This is a genomic window from Citrobacter sp. RHBSTW-00881 (genome assembly GCF_013728515.1).
GTDB classification, from domain to species: Bacteria; Pseudomonadota; Gammaproteobacteria; order Enterobacterales; family Enterobacteriaceae; genus Citrobacter; species Citrobacter braakii.
This window is the reverse complement of sequence record NZ_CP056269.1, coordinates 1557678-1575501: the sequence shown is the minus strand read 5'-3', so window position 1 is coordinate 1575501 and position 17824 is coordinate 1557678. Positions and strand designations below refer to the sequence as shown.

At 53.8% G+C, this 17824-nt stretch carries 18 protein-coding genes; 5 read left to right on the top strand and 13 right to left on the bottom strand.

The genetic code is table 11. The annotated features are described in order from the left end of the window. Positions 1–174 precede the first annotated feature (174 nt). The 10 genes from HV311_RS07470 to pdxB form a co-directional block, all read right to left on the bottom strand. The gene (locus HV311_RS07470; protein WP_019077299.1) at positions 175–744 is read right to left on the bottom strand and encodes a UbiX family flavin prenyltransferase; all 570 of its coding nucleotides are present in this window, start codon (positions 742–744) and stop codon (positions 175–177) included. Between the two features lie 95 nt (positions 745–839). Further along, on the bottom strand, positions 840–2357 hold the full coding sequence (purF, locus tag HV311_RS07465; RefSeq protein ID WP_005129677.1) for an amidophosphoribosyltransferase: 1518 nt from the start codon (positions 2355–2357) through the stop codon (positions 840–842). 33 nt (positions 2358–2390) lie between these two features. Next, complete coding sequence (cvpA, locus tag HV311_RS07460; protein WP_005129678.1) at positions 2391–2879, bottom strand: colicin V production protein; 489 nt, start codon at positions 2877–2879, stop codon at positions 2391–2393. A gap of 221 nt (positions 2880–3100) precedes the next feature. Beyond that, positions 3101–3763, bottom strand: coding sequence for a cell division protein DedD (gene dedD / locus HV311_RS07455; protein WP_016153857.1), 663 nt, complete (start codon positions 3761–3763; stop codon positions 3101–3103). Next, positions 3753–5021 (bottom strand): bifunctional tetrahydrofolate synthase/dihydrofolate synthase, encoded by a 1269-nt coding sequence (gene folC / locus HV311_RS07450; RefSeq protein ID WP_047500877.1) that lies wholly within the window; start codon positions 5019–5021, stop codon positions 3753–3755. Before folC ends, dedD begins: the two co-directional genes overlap by 11 nt. Positions 5022–5213: 192 nt before the next feature. Next, entirely contained in the window at positions 5214–6128 is a 915-nt protein-coding gene (gene accD, locus HV311_RS07445) for an acetyl-CoA carboxylase, carboxyltransferase subunit beta (protein WP_016153859.1), read from the bottom strand. Positions 6129–6277: 149 nt separating this feature from the next. Next, positions 6278–6937 (bottom strand): DedA family protein, encoded by a 660-nt coding sequence (locus HV311_RS07440; protein WP_016153860.1) that lies wholly within the window; start codon positions 6935–6937, stop codon positions 6278–6280. A 24-nt stretch (positions 6938–6961) separates the two neighbouring features. Continuing rightward, positions 6962–7774: a tRNA pseudouridine(38-40) synthase TruA gene (gene truA, locus HV311_RS07435; protein ID WP_016157050.1), complete on the bottom strand. Its 813-nt coding sequence runs from the start codon at positions 7772–7774 to the stop codon at positions 6962–6964. Next, entirely contained in the window at positions 7774–8787 is a 1014-nt protein-coding gene (locus tag HV311_RS07430; protein ID WP_131405184.1) for an aspartate-semialdehyde dehydrogenase, read from the bottom strand. The genes truA and HV311_RS07430 overlap by 1 nt, the downstream gene beginning before the upstream one ends. A gap of 67 nt (positions 8788–8854) precedes the next feature. Beyond that, entirely contained in the window at positions 8855–9991 is a 1137-nt protein-coding gene (gene pdxB / locus HV311_RS07425; protein WP_016153863.1) for a 4-phosphoerythronate dehydrogenase PdxB, read from the bottom strand. Between the two features lie 108 nt (positions 9992–10099). Here pdxB and flk point away from each other — a divergent pair, with 108 nt between their 5' ends. Continuing rightward, positions 10100–11101, top strand: coding sequence for a flagella biosynthesis regulator Flk (flk, locus tag HV311_RS07420; RefSeq protein WP_016153864.1), 1002 nt, complete (start codon positions 10100–10102; stop codon positions 11099–11101). Here the strand turns inward: flk and HV311_RS07415 are convergent. Then, positions 11098–12276 carry an MFS transporter gene (locus tag HV311_RS07415; protein ID WP_016153865.1) on the bottom strand — a complete coding sequence of 393 codons (1179 nt, stop codon included), beginning with the start codon at positions 12274–12276 and terminating at the stop codon, positions 11098–11100. The genes flk and HV311_RS07415 overlap by 4 nt on opposite strands. A 179-nt stretch (positions 12277–12455) precedes the next feature. Continuing rightward, on the bottom strand, positions 12456–12833 hold the full coding sequence (locus HV311_RS07410) for a hypothetical protein (protein WP_181627166.1): 378 nt from the start codon (positions 12831–12833) through the stop codon (positions 12456–12458). A gap of 173 nt (positions 12834–13006) precedes the next feature. Between HV311_RS07410 and HV311_RS07405 the strand changes: the two genes are divergently transcribed. The 3 genes from HV311_RS07405 (at position 13007) to HV311_RS07395 (ending at position 14306) form a co-directional block, all read left to right on the top strand. Continuing rightward, positions 13007–13258, top strand: a complete 252-nt coding sequence (locus HV311_RS07405) for a helix-turn-helix domain-containing protein (protein WP_016153867.1) — start codon at positions 13007–13009, stop codon at positions 13256–13258. 155 nt (positions 13259–13413) lie between these two features. Beyond that, positions 13414–13782, top strand: coding sequence for an NlpC/P60 family protein (locus HV311_RS07400; protein WP_016153868.1), 369 nt, complete (start codon positions 13414–13416; stop codon positions 13780–13782). Continuing rightward, entirely contained in the window at positions 13782–14306 is a 525-nt protein-coding gene (locus HV311_RS07395; protein WP_191220916.1) for a YbjP/YqhG family protein, read from the top strand. The genes HV311_RS07400 and HV311_RS07395 overlap by 1 nt, the downstream gene beginning before the upstream one ends. A gap of 53 nt (positions 14307–14359) precedes the next feature. Here HV311_RS07395 and fabB read toward each other — a convergent pair whose 3' ends face one another. After that, positions 14360–15580, bottom strand: a complete 1221-nt coding sequence (gene fabB, locus HV311_RS07390) for a beta-ketoacyl-ACP synthase I (protein ID WP_016157055.1) — start codon at positions 15578–15580, stop codon at positions 14360–14362. A 159-nt stretch (positions 15581–15739) separates the two neighbouring features. On the opposite strand from fabB, the gene mnmC reads away from it, so the two are divergent. Next, a complete protein-coding gene (gene mnmC, locus HV311_RS07385) occupies positions 15740–17740 on the top strand; it encodes a bifunctional tRNA (5-methylaminomethyl-2-thiouridine)(34)-methyltransferase MnmD/FAD-dependent 5-carboxymethylaminomethyl-2-thiouridine(34) oxidoreductase MnmC (protein ID WP_169329941.1) in 2001 nt (666 codons plus the stop codon). Positions 17741–17824: the final 84 nt, after the last annotated feature.

Genomic DNA, 17824 nt, shown 5'->3' with positions numbered 1-17824 from the left:
ATATGTTAATAAAACGTTGCAATAATGTCCTGATTTTGAAGATAGCAGGTCTGACGGTTGAACCGCAGCGTTTCGTTGAGTTTTAACGAATTAAATGTTGAGGATATGATCGCGGTTACAAAATTGCCCTGAAACAGGGCAACGGATGTTTCTTTGCACGCTGATGGAACGGTTTTACGCCCCTTGCCAGCGGGTGAACAGATCCTGTGGAAGGGAGATATCAAACTGGTCGAGTACGCGGTTAACCGTTTGATTAATCACATCATCTAGCGTTTGCGGGCGATGATAGAATGCCGGGACTGGCGGCATAATCACCGCGCCAATTTCTGCCGCCTGCGTCATCAGCCGCAGATGCCCCAGATGCAGCGGCGTTTCACGCACGCACAGCACCAGCGGGCGGCGTTCTTTCAACACCACGTCTGCCGCACGGGTAAGCAGCCCATCGGTGTAACTGTGGACGATGCCTGAAAGCGTTTTGATTGAACAAGGTAATATTACCATTCCGGCGGTCTGAAAAGAGCCGGAAGAGATACTGGCGGCGATATCGCGCGTATCGTGATTTACATTCGCCAGTGCCTGCACGTCGCGTACAGAGAGGTCAGTTTCCAGCGCCAGCGTCTGTCGGGCAGCAGCACTCATCACCAGATGGGTTTCCACATCAGTAACGTCACGCAAAACCTGCAGCAGGCGCACGCCATAAATCGCGCCACTGGCACCGCTAATCCCTACAATGAGTCGTTTCATTTTTTCGCCCTTACTTGCTTCAGGGCTGACTTTGCAGGTTTTTATGCGCAGTTGCAAGTCAGTCCACTCTATGTGTCCTGACCTGCAACAGAACATTACCCTTCGTTATGCATCTCGAGGTTTTCCGCTTCGTTCTGACGCAAAATTGCTTTGGCATCGTCATTACGCAGGGAGTCAAGGAAATCGAGATATTGCTGGTCGACGTCTTTGGTGACGTACACACCGTTAAACACTGAACATTCAAACTGCTGAATATCCGGGTTCTCAGCGCGGACCGCTTCAATCAGATCGTTCAGATCCTGGAAGATAAGACCGTCTGCACCGATTATCTGGCGAATCTCGTCCACTTCGCGACCATGAGCAATCAGCTCCGTCGCCGTAGGCATATCGATACCATAAACGTTCGGGAAGCGAATTTCCGGGGCCGCAGAGGCCAGATACACTTTCTTCGCTCCGGCTTCACGCGCCATCTCGATAATCTGTTCCGAGGTGGTACCGCGCACGATGGAGTCATCCACCAGCAGCACGTTTTTATCACGGAATTCCGCACGGTTGGCGTTCAGCTTACGGCGCACGGATTTACGGCGCAGCTGCTGACCGGGCATGATAAAGGTACGACCCACGTAGCGGTTTTTCACAAAACCCTGACGGTACGGCTTACCGAGAATACGGGCAATTTCCAGCGCGATATCGCAGGAGGTTTCCGGAATCGGGATCACCACGTCAATGTCCAGATCTTCCCACTCACGAGCAATTTTTTCGCCAAGCTTGGTACCCATATTTACACGGGCGCTGTAGACGGAAATCTTGTCGATAAAGGAGTCAGGACGAGCGAAGTAAACGTATTCAAACAGGCACGGATTGCTGACCGGGTTATCGGCACACTGGCGAGTAAACAGCTGACCTTTTTCGGTGATATACACCGCTTCGCCAGGTGCCACATCGCGCAGGAATTCAAAGCCCAGCGTATCCAGCGCCACGCTCTCGGAGGCCACCATATACTCGGTACGACCATCCCCGATATCGCGTTTACCCAGTACCAGCGGACGGATACCGTTAGGATCGCGGAAGGCAACCATACCGTGGCCAATAATCATCGCCACGCAGGCATAGGCGCCGCGGATCTGGCGGTTGGTTGCCGCAATAGCAGCAAAAATATTATCGGCTTCCAGCGGATAATGGCGGAAGTTATCCAGCTCGCTGGCGAAAATATTCAGCAAAATTTCAGAGTCTGAAGTGGTATTGATGTGGCGGCGCTTTTCTTCAAACAGCTTTTTACGCAGCTCATGCGCATTGGTCAGGTTGCCATTATGGGCAAGCGTGATGCCATACGGTGAGTTGACGTAAAAAGGTTGAGCTTCGGAGGCGCTGGAGCTGCCAGCCGTTGGGTAACGCACATGACCGATGCCCATATTGCCCTGCAAACGCTGCATATGGCGCGCTTCAAAAATATCGCTCACCATTCCGTTTGCTTTACGCAAGCGGAAGCAGTTGTTGGCATCAATGGTGATGATGCCTGCGGCATCCTGACCACGATGCTGGAGCACCGTTAACGCGTCATAAATCGACTGGTTTACCGGCATAACACCGGCGATACCGACAATACCGCACATACGTCTTTTCCTCGTTCAGCAACAACCCAAAGTTTATACTTTGGGCAAGAAACTTGACGAGCTTTGCAGATAGTCAAAGAACCATCTGATGATGAAACTGAACTGCGGGATCAGCTGCGACTTGCTCCAGTCTTCACTTTTCGACAGACCTGTAAAGGTATCGAGAAAGAACAGTATGGCGGCGACGATCAGCGCTCCTCGCAGAGCACCAAAGCAGATCCCCAACACCCTGTCGGTACCCGACAGGCCTGTTTTCTCTACCAGTTGGCCTATCACAAAGTTAACGATAGCGCCGACGATAAGTGTCGCGATAAACAGTATCGCGATAGCAATCCCATTTCGAACGAGTTCGTCTTCAAAGCCCGTAAACCAGACAGACAGGTAAGTGTAGTAATGGCTGGCGACAAAGAAAGCACAACCCCAAGTCACCAACGATAATGCTTCACGAACAAAGCCACGGATCAGGCTAACCAGACAGGAAAAACCAATCACCGCGATAATGGCGTAATCAATCCAGACCATAAGTGTCCCACGATTTAACGCCCTGTCGTCCTGTTCGGGGCGCATTCTAACAGAAAAAGAAAACGTTTGCGTAGGGATTTCCTTTCCACGCGTAAATAAAAATGGCGCTGAAAAAATCTTCAACGCCATACCGTTTTATGCCTCTTCGGGCACTGCCGGATAGCGGTATAAACGCCCTATCCGTCCTGAATTAAGAGCAGCGCCGTGAACAGCGCAATCCCTTAATTAGGGGTGTACCCCATCACTACGCCACTCAGACCGGAGATCTTCTGCAGCTCGCCCAGCGAGTTCTTCAGCTTATCTTTGGAGGCGTCAGGTCCTACGAGAATACGGGTTATTTTACCCTGCACCGGCGTTGACGGGGAAGTATATACCCGGAAGCCCGCGCCACGAAGTTTACCCACGATCTCATTGACCTTATCCGCATTTTTCAGCGCACCGAGCTGTACAACGTACGCTTTGCCGGTCGGAGCTGGCGGTTCCACCGCGGCCGGTTTCGGCGCTGGAGCCGGTGCTGGCGTCGGAGCGACGGCAACCGGCTGCGGCTTCGGTTTGGGTTTCGGCTGTTCTACAGGCGCGGGGACAGGATCTAACTCCGCGCTGTTTGCCGTCGTCAAACGTGACGGATCCAACGATGGCGCGGCAGCATCACCCGCGCGCACCTCTTCAGCCGCCCCTTCCGGTGGCTGCGTCGGCAGCGCCTGCGTTGCTGCAGGCATCATGTCTGGTTCATCGCGATCGCCGGGTTTCGGCACCAGCGGGATCGCCGCAAACTCATCCTGATAATGCTTTTTCTGCCCGTCAAGCAGCCCGGGGAGCACAATCACCCCCAGCGCGACCAGCACAATTGTGCCGACTAATCGATTCTGAAACTTACTCGCCACCGCTTCTCCCCACGTCTATCACTTCCATGACATGTGCGACAGTGTGAAACGATCCACACACCAACACGGTATCTTCTGGCTTCGCCTCAGCTAGCGCCGCAGACCATGCCTGCGCCACGCTGTCATAGGCGTAGCCTTTGCCCAGATGCTCCAGCAGTTGTTCTGCAGTAGCACCACGCGGCCCTTCCAGGGGCGCACAGTACCAGGCGTCAACCACGCTTTTTAACCAGGCTAACGTACCGGCAATATCTTTATCATGTAGCATACCGATAACCGCAAGTACACGCCCGCTTTTCACTAACTTTTTCAGACGGCCGGTCAGATACTCCGCCGCATGCGGGTTATGGGCAACATCAAAAATCACCCGCGGCGACTCGCTCACAATCTGGAAGCGCCCCGGTAAAATCGCCTGTTCAATACCGTCACGAATGGCCTGCTCGCTGACGTTAAGCCCGCTTGCGCGCAGTGCGGCCAGTGCGGTAGCGGCGTTAGGTTGCGGGACCTGCGGCAACGGCAGGTGCGCCAACGTGCCGTGATCGTCCGTAAAGGACCAGTCGTTCTCCGTGACCGCATAGCGCCAGTCCACGCCGCAGCGTTGCAAAATCGCCCCGCTCTCTTGTGCAACATCGGCGATGGTGTAAGGCATTTCCGGCTCGCCGACGATAGCCGGTTTCTCTGCACGGAAAATTCCCGCCTTCTCACGACCAATGCTTTCGCGATCCGGGCCCAGCCAGTCAGTATGGTCAAGCGCAATACTGGTGACCACCGCAACATCTGCATCCACGATATTGGTCGCGTCAAGGCGACCACCTAACCCAACTTCCAGGATGACGACATCCAGTTGGGCCTGTTTAAACAGCCAGAGCGCCGATAACGTACCGTATTCAAAATAGGTCAGGGAAATGTCGCCACGCGCGTCTTCAATCTCAGCAAACGAGGCGGTATGCGCTGATTCCGGCAGTTCACGTCCCTGCACGCGTACGCGTTCCGTGTAGCGTACCAGATGCGGCGAACTGTAAACGCCAACTTTATAACCTGCTGCGGTCAGCACAGATTCCAGCGTACGGCAGGTTGTGCCTTTCCCGTTGGTTCCCGCCACCGTAAAAACAAATGGCGCGGGTTTCAACACACCCAGTTTGCGCGCCACCTGACTTACGCGTTCCAGGCCGAGATCGATGGTTTTACTGTGCAGGTTTTCCAGATAAGAAAGCCACGATGCCAGGGGCGACGCGGCTTGAGGAATACGTTTATTGTCCATGATGGCTGTAGATTCTTTACGTTGAGAAAAGCAAAAGGGCAGCACCAACCGGCCTGCCCTTTTTTACACGTTGTTTTTCACGTTGCAGATGCGTTGGCTGTGCTCGCTCACCCGAATCACTTACCTGTGTAAGCTCATCGGGATTAACTCTCTTATCGCCTGCCTGCAACCCGAAACCCATAGAGTAAACTATCAGGCCTCTGATTCCTGATCGGGAACCGGAGGTACCACCTCGCCTTCACGCGGCTCATCCGGATTCGGCGTAGGAAGATTCATCAGCTTCGCCAGAATGCTTGCCAGTTTCAGGCGCATTTCAGGACGGCGGACGATCATATCGATAGCGCCTTTTTCAATCAGGAACTCGCTACGCTGGAATCCCGGCGGCAGTTTCTCACGTACGGTTTGCTCGATAACACGCGGACCAGCAAAGCCGATCAGTGCTTTCGGTTCTGCAATGTTGAGATCGCCCAGCATCGCGAAGCTAGCAGAAACACCGCCCATTGTTGGGTCGGTCAGTACAGAAATATACGGTAAACCGCGTTCCTGCATTTTCGCCAGCGCAGCAGAGGTTTTCGCCATCTGCATCAGAGACATCAGCGCTTCCTGCATACGCGCCCCGCCAGAAGCGGAGAAGCAGATCAGCGGACAGTTATCTTCCAGCGCCTGCTCAACGGCACGGACAAAACGCGCGCCGACCACAGAGCCCATGGAGCCGCCCATAAACGCGAACTCGAATGCAGCAGCAACGACCGGCATACCGTGCAGCGTGCCTTTCATTACCACCAGCGCATCTTTCTCGCCAGTTTCTTTCTGCGCAGAAGCCAGTCTGTCTTTGTACTTTTTGGAGTCACGAAACTTCAGCACATCTTTCGGCTCAAGCTCGCTACCCAGTTCCACAAGAGAACCTTCATCTAACAGGCTATGCAGGCGATTGCGCGCCGACATGCGCATATGATGGTCACACTTCGGACAGACCTCAAGATTACGTTCCAGCTCAGCACGGTATAAAACCTGACCGCAGCTATCACACTTGGTCCACACCCCTTCAGGAATGCTTGCCTTGCGGGTGGGAGTAATGTTGCTTTTAATTCGTTCAATCCAGCTCATTGGTGACCTTTCTGCCTGAACCCTAGTCAGCTTTGTTATAAGGGGCGCATAATGCCATTTTTGCCCCTAACAGACCATGAATGTTGCACATTAAAACATAACAGCCCGAAACTTTGGATAAAAAAGTGGTCGAACCGCTGAGTTACTTTCTATTTTGCAGCCCGTGACGCAGCGCGTTTATGGCGAATCACTTCAATTATGCCCGGCAATACGGAAAGGACGATGATCGCCACAATCAGTAATTTCAGGTTTTCCTGAACGATCGGCAGATCGCCGAACAGATAGCCTGCATAGGTGAACAGCAATACCCACAGCAGCGCGCCTGCGACGTTATACATCGCAAAATGACGGTAGGACATGTGTCCCATACCGGCAACAAACGGTGCAAATGTACGCACGATAGGTACGAAACGCGCGAGGATAATCGTTTTGCCGCCATGACGCTCGTAGAACGCATGGGTTTTATCCAGGTAACTGCGACGGAAAATTTTAGAGTTCGGGTTACTGAAGAGTTTTTCACCGAACAAACGACCAATCGTGTAGTTCACCGCATCGCCGATAATCGCCGCCACAATCATCAACATCACCATCAGATGAACATTGAGATCGTTAGTTGGCAGCGCAGAAAGCGCGCCAGCGACAAACAGCAGCGAGTCTCCCGGCAGGAACGGCGTCACCACCAGCCCGGTTTCGCAGAACAGGATCAGAAACAGAATCGCGTATACCCAGATACCGTATTCCGCAACCAGCTCCGCCAGATGCACATCAATGTGCAGGATAAAATCGATAAGAAAGTAAATCAGGTCCATAGTTTTGCCTTTATACGACTCAAATTAGTCCGCCAGAAATAGCGGGCCCATAGGCGGTTTTGGCAAGTCGAACCGTTCCGGGTAATCTACTGCAACCAGATACAGTCCTTCCGCTTTCGCCGTTGCCGCTGCCAGCGTTCTGTCCTTCGCCGCTAGCAGTTCTGCTATCCAGCTCTCCGGCTGGTTGTTGGCGCCTACTTCCATCAGGCTGCCGACAATATTCCTGACCATATGATGTACAAAGGCATTCGCTTTAATATCCACCACCACATATGCACCAAAACGTTCAACGTTAATGTGCATCACGTTACGCCACGGTGTGCGCGACTGACACTGCACCGCCCGAAACGAGGTAAAATCATTTTCACCAATCAAACACTGGGCCGCACGATGCATACGCTCAGCGTCCAGCGGTTCATAGTAATGGGTTACCCCTTTACCTAAAACCGCAGGGCGCAACCGATGATTGTAGATGATGTAGCGATAACGGCGAGCCGTGGCGCTAAATCGGGCATGGAAATCATCGGGTACAGCTTTCACCCAGCGCACAGCAATGTCACCAGGTAAATTCGCATTTACCCCCAGTGTCCAGGCTGCATCTTTACGCTGGGCAGTCGTTTCAAAGTGCACGACCTGCCCTGTGCCATGAACGCCCGCATCCGTGCGTCCCGCACAAAAGACAGTGATGCGTTCATTCGCCACCTGAGAGAGCGCTTTTTCCAGTTTTTCCTGAACGCTACGCACTTCGTTCTGGCGCTGCCAGCCATAATATTTGCTGCCGTCATACTCAATGCCCAGCGCAATTTTATGGGTTGACGGCTGTTGCAGGTCAGACATTAGTACAGGTACTCCTGCACCAGTTTTTCCGCAATTTTCACCGCCATCAACGCACCGCCAAAGCGTACGTTGTCTGCCACAGACCAGAACTGAACCTGTTCCGGCATCCCGTAATCGTTATGCACACAGCCAACTGAAAGGTGCGGAGTACCTGACGCATCGCCAACCTGCGTCGGGATATAGGTCTCTTCTGACAACACTACGTCCTCACCGCGTGAAAACGCATCGCGTGCTTCTTCCGCCGCCAACGGACGCAGAGCTTCAAAATTCACCATCTGTGCGTGGCCATAAAATACCGGCGACTGCACGATGCTGGCGGAGATAAGTAGCCCGTCGTCCTGCATAATTTTGCGCACTTCATCGACGATACGACGCTCTTCGCGCACGCTACCTTCGCGATCCGGCAGCATCGGTAGCATGTTGAACGCCAGCTGACGACCAAAGAAATCGTCATCGTCAATCGGGATGCCGTTCAGTAGTTTCGCGCTCTGTCCGGCAAGCGCATCTACGGCTTTTTTACCGTGAGCGGAAGCAGAAATAATATTGGTCACCGTAATACGTGACAGCCCGCCGTCATCAATTAGCGGCTTCAGCGCAGACAGCAGTTGGCTGGTCAGGCTGGAAGGGACCGCAATCACATTACGGTTGCGGTAATCCGCCAGTACGAACGGGTTAACGTCCGGAACCACCAGCGGAACGTCCGGCTCAAGCGCGAACAGGCCACTGCTGTCGATAACCAGGCAACCGGCATTGGTCGCTTCTTCCACCCATGCGGCGGTGGCTTCAGCGCCCGCAACAAAAAATGCCAGTTGCGCCTGCGTCCAGTCAAAGTCTACAACGTCCTGAACAAGGACCGATTTACCGTTAAAACGCAGATGCTCACCCGCGCTTTCATTACGCGCCAGCGCATAAATTTCACCGACCGGGAACTGGCGTTCAGCCAGCGTATCGAGCAGGGCTTCGCCTACGGCGCCCGTTGCGCCCAGAATGGCAATATTCCAGCCTTCAGACATGGTGATTTACTCCAGAAATACGTAAGCGTCCCTGTCGCATTATTCGACAGGGAGCATTAAGAAGACATTAATGTGCCGGGTGATAAACAGCGTTAAAACCCAGCTTACACAGCAAGGCAGCAGCCGTTGCGTCGTCACACATCACGTATAAAGACGACCATTCACGGCGCTCAAGATAATTTTTACGCAGCTTATCAAACTCACCCGGAATTCCAGCGACTTTACGCAGCGGCGCATCATCGCGGCGCACATCATACACTAAATGCACCAGCCTTTTCAGCGTTGGCTGATCTAACGGGCCATGCAGTGTGATACGACCAAATTCCGGTGCAGGTAACAGGGTATTGAGCGCAACGTGTTGTTCGCGACCAATAAACTTGCTAAAAGCCTCAAAGACCTGCGTGGTGCCGCGCGCTTTTCCTTCCAGGGTATACCCGGCAATGTGCGCCGTGCCGATATCGGCTTTCTCCAGCAATGCCACATTGAGATCCGGCTCCCCTTCCCAGACATCCAGCACGACGCTCAGCGACTGCCCGGCATTCAATCGGTTCAGCAATGCCGTATTGTCGATGACCGGCCCGCGGCAGGCGTTGATCACAATGGTGCCTGGCTTCAGCCGGCTAATCAGCGCATCATCTGCCAGGTGCAGCGTTTTGTACGGTCCGTCTTTAAACAGCGGCGTATGGAAAGTCAACACATCGGCTTGCTCTACCAGTTCGTCCAGCGAGCGGAAATCTCCCTCGTCACCGCGATCGGCTCGCGGCGGATCGCACAGCAGCGTGCGGATCCCCAGTGCTTCCAGACGTGCCTGCAAACGGCCGCCCACATTGCCCACGCCTACGATGCCTACAGTACGATCGCGTAACGCAAACCCGTCGCGCTCCGCCAGCATCAGCAACGCTGAAAAAACATATTCTACGACCGCAATCGCGTTACAGCCGGGCGCTGCGGAAAAGCCGATCTTCGACTGCGCAAGCCAGGCTTCATCCACATGGTCCGTGCCTGCGGTTGCCGTACCGACAAATTGAACCGGTTTTCCGCTAAGCAGTGATTCATTTACTTTCGTCACCGAGCGCACCATTAAGGCATCCGCATCATCCAGTTCGGCAACGGGAATCGGGCGACCGGGAACCGCTTTGACCTCCCCCAAACGACTGAACAGTTCGCGGGCATAGGGCATATTTTCATCAACGAGGATTTTCACGTCTTTCGCACCTGTTTGAGAACGAGAGTTAACCGGGCAAGTGTGCCATAATCTCGCCGCCAGGCATACTGCGAGACCTGGTCAGCACAGATTTAAGGAACAGAGATGATGCAGCCCATTTCAGGTACACCCGCACGCCCTCCCGGCGAAGGCCAAAATGCCCCTTCTGCTGCGGGTGAACAACCGTTATCCACACAACAACGTACTGTGCTGGAACGACTGATTACCCGTCTGATTTCACTCACCCAACAGCAAAGCGCCGAGGTGTGGGCCGGAATGAAGCACGATCTGGGCGTCAAAAGTGATACGCCGCTGCAATCACGTCACTTTCCTGCCGCGGAGCAAAACCTGAACCAGCGGCTGGGTGTTGCTCAGCAAAATCATGCTAATCGTCAGGTTCTCTCACAACTCACTGAATTACTGAGTCAGGGAAATAACCGCCAGGCGGTAAGTGATTTTATCCGTCAGCAGTATGGGCAAACGGCGCTCAGCCAGCTCACGCCTGAGCAATTGAAGAACGTGCTCACGCTGCTGCAACAAGGGCAGCTTTCTATACCGCAACCGCAACAGCGCCCGGCCACCGATCGTCCGTTGTTACCCGCAGAGCACAATACGCTGAACCAGTTGGTTACCAAACTGGCGGCGGCCACGGGAGAGTCAGGTAAGATGATCTGGCAGTCAATGTTAGAGCTGTCTGGCGTAAAAAGCGGTGAGCTGATCCCCGCCAAACAGTTTACTCATCTGGTCACCTGGCTGCAGGCGCGCCAGACGCTCAGCCTACAAAGCGCCCCGACGCTACAAACGCTCCAGGCGGCCCTGAAGCTGCCATTAGAGCCGAATGAGCTGACGGCAATAAAAGAGTACGCGCAGCAGACGTATCAGATCCAACCACAAACGATTCTGACCACGGTGCAGGTGCAGGACTTGCTGAATCAAATCTTCCTGCGCCGCGTAGAACGGGAACGCGAGCTAAACGATCCGCGCCATCTTCAGCCTATTTACAGCCCGTTCGCGCCGATGATTGAAACGGTAAAATCTCTGTCGGCACGACCGGGACTGCTGTTTGTCGCGTTAATGATCGCATTAGCCATTTTCTGGCTGGTCGCTTAACCTTTGCGCAGCGTAAGCAGCGTCACGACAATCCCCACCACGGCGGATATCGCTCCGGCAAGGAATACCGAGGGATAACCGTACGCGGTGGCCAGCACCCCGGCGACCGGGCCGCTTATGCCGTAGGAGATATCCTGAAACGCGGCGTAACCGCCCAGCGCCGTACCGCGAACCTGCGCGGGCACTCGCTTCACAACCTCTACGCCCAATGCCGGGAAGATAAGCGAACACCCTGCCCCGGTTAATGCCGCCCCGAGCAGCGCAATCCATGCTGATGGGGCCTGCCACAGCAGAATCAGCCCCGCGGTTTCAACCAGTAAGGAGACAACGGCTACCTTCACGCCTCCGAACCGATCCGGCATCCAGCCAAACAGAATGCGCATCAGCACAAACGCCCCGCCAAACGCGGTCAGGGTGAACCCCGCCATCGTCCAGCCGTTGCTGACAAAATAGAGTGAAATAAACGTACCGATCACCGCAAAGCCAACGCCCTGCAGCGCCAGGCCCAGGCCCGGTTTCCAGATAAGCCCTACCACGCTCCATAAAGAAGGGCGTTCTCCTGCATGAGCAGGCACTTTGCGAACGGTGCCGTTGAATGCCCATGCCAGCAGCGGTAATACCATTGTCGTTCCCGCCAGCGCCGCGAAGCCAAAGTGGCTATGGATCAGCAAGCCCAGCGGCGCACCGGCGGCCAGCGCACCGTAAATAGCCATCCCGTTCCACGACATCACCTTACCCGAGCGTGTTGGACCGACCAGCCCAAGCCCCCAGGTCAGCGTTCCGGTGAGCAGTTGGCTTTCGCCAAAACCGAGGATCAAACGCCCGACGATTAACAATGCAAATTTTACAGGGACAGAGACAGGCAATAGCGCGGCTAACAGCCACGCCGCGCCCGCCAACCCACAGGCAAACATCCCCTGTAGCGCCGAACGTTTGGCGCCATATTGATCGGCTAAGCGCCCGGCGTAGCCGCGCGTTAATACCGTTGCCAGAAACTGTACGCCTACGGCGATACCAACCATGGTGTTGCCATAGCCCAGCTCCTGATGCACAAACAGAGGAATAACGGGCAAAGGTAGGCCGACCGTCATATAGGTCAGGAAAACTGCAAAAGCGATACGAAACAGCGAAAAGTTCGCCGAAGGTGTTTTTTCTTGTTGGGTTACAGCTGTCATGCGTTACTCCAAAATGCAGAGTAAGGCGAGGAATGTCCACGCCCCCTCTACCTGACTTTCAGGATTAAGGTGCGTTGGATAACGTTAAACGCTTACGCATTATCAGATAGATAATGTTGAGTGCGAAGTCTGCCTGTGAGCCACTAAATTTGTCAACCCTGAAATCTCACCAGGTCGGTTCACGGTAAAGACGACTTTTCGTCGAATAAAAAAGGAAATACCGCATCAATTCCTTTTGTGCCAAACAGTCCGGTCACCTGCTTGCGCTGCCCCGGCGTCAGCAGTCTGAACATCATATCCCAGATCTCTTTCGGTTCCGCTTCCTGTACGCAACGGCTCTCTAAGGCCAGCACCTTTTCAGTTTCTTTCAGGTAAGGACGGAGATACAAAGGGAAAATGGAGATATGAAACTCCTCAGCCTTTGATTTAACACGTTTGCGCTTCACGCCCTCTTTGCCTTCACTGTACATGTTTAAACGGGAACGAACCGCAGGCGCGCTTCCTGGAAACCCCGGCAATTCAAGACATTCCTTTACCGTGAACCACTCTTTTGCCATTAGTTTCTTTCCTTTCTGCCTGTGGAATAAAAAATATTTTTTCTTTTACGCGAAATTTCAGTTTTATTCTGGCAATATTCCAGTGACCAAAAAGAAAGTTACATTCTTTTGTTTCTCTGGTTTATACCCTGAAAAATATCGGCGCCGATAACACATTTCCTTAGGATTACAGAATGGAACACAAAAGCCAAGACTGGCATCGTGCAGATATTAAAAGTGCACTGGAAAAAAAAGGAATCACGCTCAGAGATCTTTCTCGTGCGGCTGGATTATCGCCCGATTCACTGCGCAATGTATTTACCCGAAGCTGGCCCAGAGCGGAGCAGATCATTGCGCAGGCGCTCGAAACCTCGCCAGACGTGATTTGGCCGTCACGCTATCCACGCCAGCAGCCAGAGGATAAAACAAGTAATACTGAATATTAAATAGATCACTCGTAATTTAACGAGCATATAAATTAATAAATATCCCAGCTTAATATATTGAGAATATTAATAGCACTATTTGCCATTTCCAATTGCGTAAATACTGTTAAAGCATCACGTAATTGCTATTACGTATGTTATTAACAGGAGTCGTTATGAGTTGGGATAAAAAGGTGGCGGTCAATTACGCCAAATCGCACGCGAGTTCACATTCACAAGGGCGCTGTGCGGAATATACCCGCAAAGCTGTTCAGGCAGGCGGCGTTACTCTTGGGCGCACTTACCATGCCAAAGATTATGGTCCGATGCTGAAAAACGCCGGTTTCAGCGCCATTGGCGCGCTTGAAGAGCCGCGCGAAGGGGATGTCATCATCATTCAACCTTATGCTAATGGAAACCCGAGCGGTCACATGGCGATATATGACGGTCATGACTGGTATTCCGACTTCAAACAGCGAGACATGTGGGCCGGTCCGGGTTATCGGACCGCAAAGCCGTCATACACCATTTACAGGAAGAAGTAATGAAAGCCTTTCCACTGATTGTTCTCATCCTGCTGATTTGTGGCTGTACCCCTTCTCACCGTGACAGCACGCAGGATGTGAAACAGTTCTATCTTTCGTGGATGAAGAACTACACTCAGGATCCGGATGCGCCCCGCGAAACATCAGCATTACTGCAACGCTATGTCGCCAAAGAGGTTATCGGGCGTCTGGCGCTAATTGATACGCTTTATGAGCAGGAGATCGTGCAAGCGGACTACTTTATGTATGTGCAGGATTACGCACCGGCATGGATCCCGCTGTTGCGGGTTGGACAGGCGCAGCCATTCCTCGGCGGTGAAAAACTGAACCTGCAGTTAGGCACTGAGTCAGCCCCTATTCGACTGGAGGTTTATACCCGTTGGGAGGAAGGACGGTGGAAAATTTATCGTGTCCGGGACGCGGGTCGTCATTACGAGCAGCCCATTTACAATGCCGGAGAAATTACGCGAGCCAGAGCATGGTCCGCTGAGATCGCGACGGAATACGAAAAAATGCCGAAGTAAACACAGTAAAAAGGGAGCCTGTTGGCTCCCTTTTTTCGTATTCAAGCTGAGACTTACGCCTTCAGCTTACGCATAACCAGCGTAGCGTTGGTGCCGCCAAAGCCGAAGCTGTTGGACATCACGGTGGTCAGCGCCTGCTCGGTCGGTTTGGTCACGATGTTCAGACCTGCCGCCTGCTCATCCAGCTCTTCAATGTTGATGCTTGGCGCGATAAAGCCATGTTCCAGCATCAGCAGAGAGTAGATAGCTTCCTGCACGCCAGCCGCGCCCAGTGAGTGACCGGTCATCGCTTTGGTTGCGGAGATTGCCGGGCTGTTGTTGCCAAACACTTCGCGGATTGCGCCCAGTTCTTTCACGTCGCCAACCGGAGTCGAGGTACCGTGAGAGTTCAGGTAGTCGATCGGCGTGTCTACACCGTGCATCGCCATCTGCATGCAACGTACTGCGCCTTCGCCAGACGGAGCAACCATGTCTGCGCCATCGGACGTTGCGCCGTAACCGACGATTTCCGCATAGATGTGCGCGCCACGTGCCAGAGCGTGCTCCAGTTCTTCAACCACGACCATACCGCCGCCGCCAGCAATAACGAAACCGTCGCGGTTTGCGTCATAGGTACGGGAAGCTTTTGACGGATCGTCGTTGTATTTGGTAGACAGCGCGCCCATTGCATCGAATTCACACGCCATTTCCCAGCACAGCTCTTCGCCGCCGCCAGCAAAAACGATATCCTGTTTGCCCAACTGAATTTGTTCTACCGCGTTGCCGATGCAGTGCGCAGATGTCGCACAGGCAGAACTGATGGAGTAGTTTACGCCGTGGATTTTGAACGGCGTTGCGAGGCAGGCAGAAACGCCGGACGCCATCGCTTTGGTGACCACATACGGGCCAACCGCTTTCAGACCACGTGGGCTACGCATTGCGTCAGCGCCGAACACCTGAAAACGTGGGGAGCCGCCGCCGGAACCTGCAATCAGGCCAACGCGCGGGTTGTTCTGGTAATCTTCTGCAGCCAAGCCGGCATCAGCCACTGCCTGCTCCATTGATAGGAATGCATAGATGGATGCGTCGCTCATGAAGCGCACTACTTTGCGGTCAATGAGGCCAGTGGTATCCAGTTTTACGTTGCCCCAAACGTGGCTACGCATGCCGGAGTCCTTCAGCTCCTGAGAGAAAGTGATCCCTGAACGTCCTTCACGCAGAGATGCCAGGACTTCCTGCTGGTTATTACCGATGCTGGAAACGATGCCCAAGCCAGTAATCACTGCACGTTTCATTCAATACCTCTGTAAGTCGCACTATTTTAAAGTTTCGAGTGGCACAATAGCGTACACTTGTACGCCGAACAAGTCCGATCAGCCATTTTATGTGGAAATTTGCGCAGCCAGGCACTCATCGCTAAGATCGGGGCACAGCCTGTCAGACGAGTAACTTACGTGAAACAATACGCTATACAACCTGCCAACCTTGAATTCAACGCTGAGGGTACACCTGTTTCCCGAGATTTTGACGATGTCTATTTTTCTAATGATAACGGGCTGGAAGAGACACGTTACGTCTTTCTCGGCGGTAACCATCTCGCACAACGATTCCCTGCGCATTCACGTCCTCTCTTCGTGGTGGCAGAAAGCGGGTTTGGCACCGGACTTAACTTCCTCACGCTCTGGCAGGCATTTGCCGATTTTCGCGATACCCACCCAGAAGCTACCCTGGAAAGATTACATTTCATCAGCTTTGAAAAATATCCGCTGACGCGTGAAGATCTCACCTTAGCCCACCAGCACTGGCCAGAACTTGCCCCGTGGGCCACGGCACTGCAAGAACAATGGCCGTTGCCGCTGGCGGGATGTCATCGCCTGCTGCTTGATGATGGGCGCGTCACGCTGGATCTGTGGTTTGGCGATATTAACGAACTGACCAGTACGCTGGATGACTCTCTGAATCAAAAGGTGGACGCCTGGTTCCTGGACGGTTTCGCACCGGCAAAAAACCCGGATATGTGGACGCCAACGCTGTTTAACGCGATGGCCCGACTGGCTCGTCCCGGCGGGACGCTGGCAACCTTTACATCGGCAGGCTTTGTACGTCGGGGGTTGCAGGAAGCCGGATTTACAATGCAAAAATGCAAAGGCTTTGGGCGCAAACGCGAAATGCTCTGTGGCGTGATGGAACAGACTCAGACGCTCACGTCCTCGGCGCCATGGTTTGCGCGTACGGGAACAGATAAGCGCGAAGCCGCCATTATTGGTGGAGGAATTGCCAGCGCATTGCTGTCACTGGCGTTATTGCGCCGCGGCTGGCAGGTAACGCTGTATTGCGCCGACGATAAACCTGCCGGGGGCGCATCCGGTAATCGCCAGGGGGCGCTCTACCCCCTACTTAGCAAACATGACGCAGCCATTAATCTCTTTTTCCCCACTGCGTTTACCTTTGCCCGTCGACTGTATGACGCCCTCCCCGTTGAGTTCGCGCATGACTGGTGCGGCGTGACGCAACTCGCGTGGGATGAGAAAAGCCAGCAAAAAATCACCCAGATGCTGTCCCTTGAACTGCCCGCTGCGCTCGCCGTCGGGGTTGACGCACAGCAGGTTTTACAAACAACAGGTGTGGAAACCGGATGCGGCGGGATTCAGTATCCAGCCGGAGGATGGCTGTACCCGGCGCAGTTAACCGCCGCGGTACTGGACTATGCAACAACCCTGGGATTACGCACCCGCTACCAACATACGCTGGCCTCACTGACTCGCCAGACAGCAAGCTGGCAATTGCAGTTTTCCAGTGGAGAAACCGCCTCTCACGCAGCAGTCGTTCTGGCTAACGGCCATCTCATTAGCAGCTTTGAGCAAACGCAGCCACTACCGGTGTACTCCGTGGGCGGTCAGGTGAGTCATATTCCCACCACACCTGCACTTTCAGCGTTACGTCAGGTGCTGTGCTATGACGGCTACCTCACGCCGCACAACCCGCAAAATCAGCAGCACTGCATTGGCGCCAGCTATCATCGAGGGAGTGAAGAGACAGCGTATCGCGAGGACGATCAGCAACAAAACCGTCAACGCTTAATCGACTGCTTCCCGAACGCTGTGTGGGCAAAAGAGGTAGACGTTAGTGACAATGCCGCCCGCTGTGGGGTGCGCTGCGCCACGCGCGATCACATGCCAATGGTCGGCAACGTCGCGGACTATGACGCCACGCTCAGCCAGTACACCACACTTGCTGCAGACAAAGAGCACGCCGTAAGCGCGCCGGTTTATTCCGATTTATTTATGCTGGGCGCGCTGGGATCGCGCGGGCTGTGTACTGCCCCACTGTGTGCAGAAATTCTGGCGTCGCAAATGAGCAATGAACCGATTCCCATGGATGCCAGCACGCTGGCGGCGCTAAATCCAAATCGTCTGTGGGTCAGGAAGTTATTGAAGGGTAAAGCGGTGAAATAAAAGGATGGGGTGCCCTCTCGTCATGGCCTGATGACGCTACGCTTATCAGGCCTACAAACACCCCAACAAGGTAGGCCGGATAAG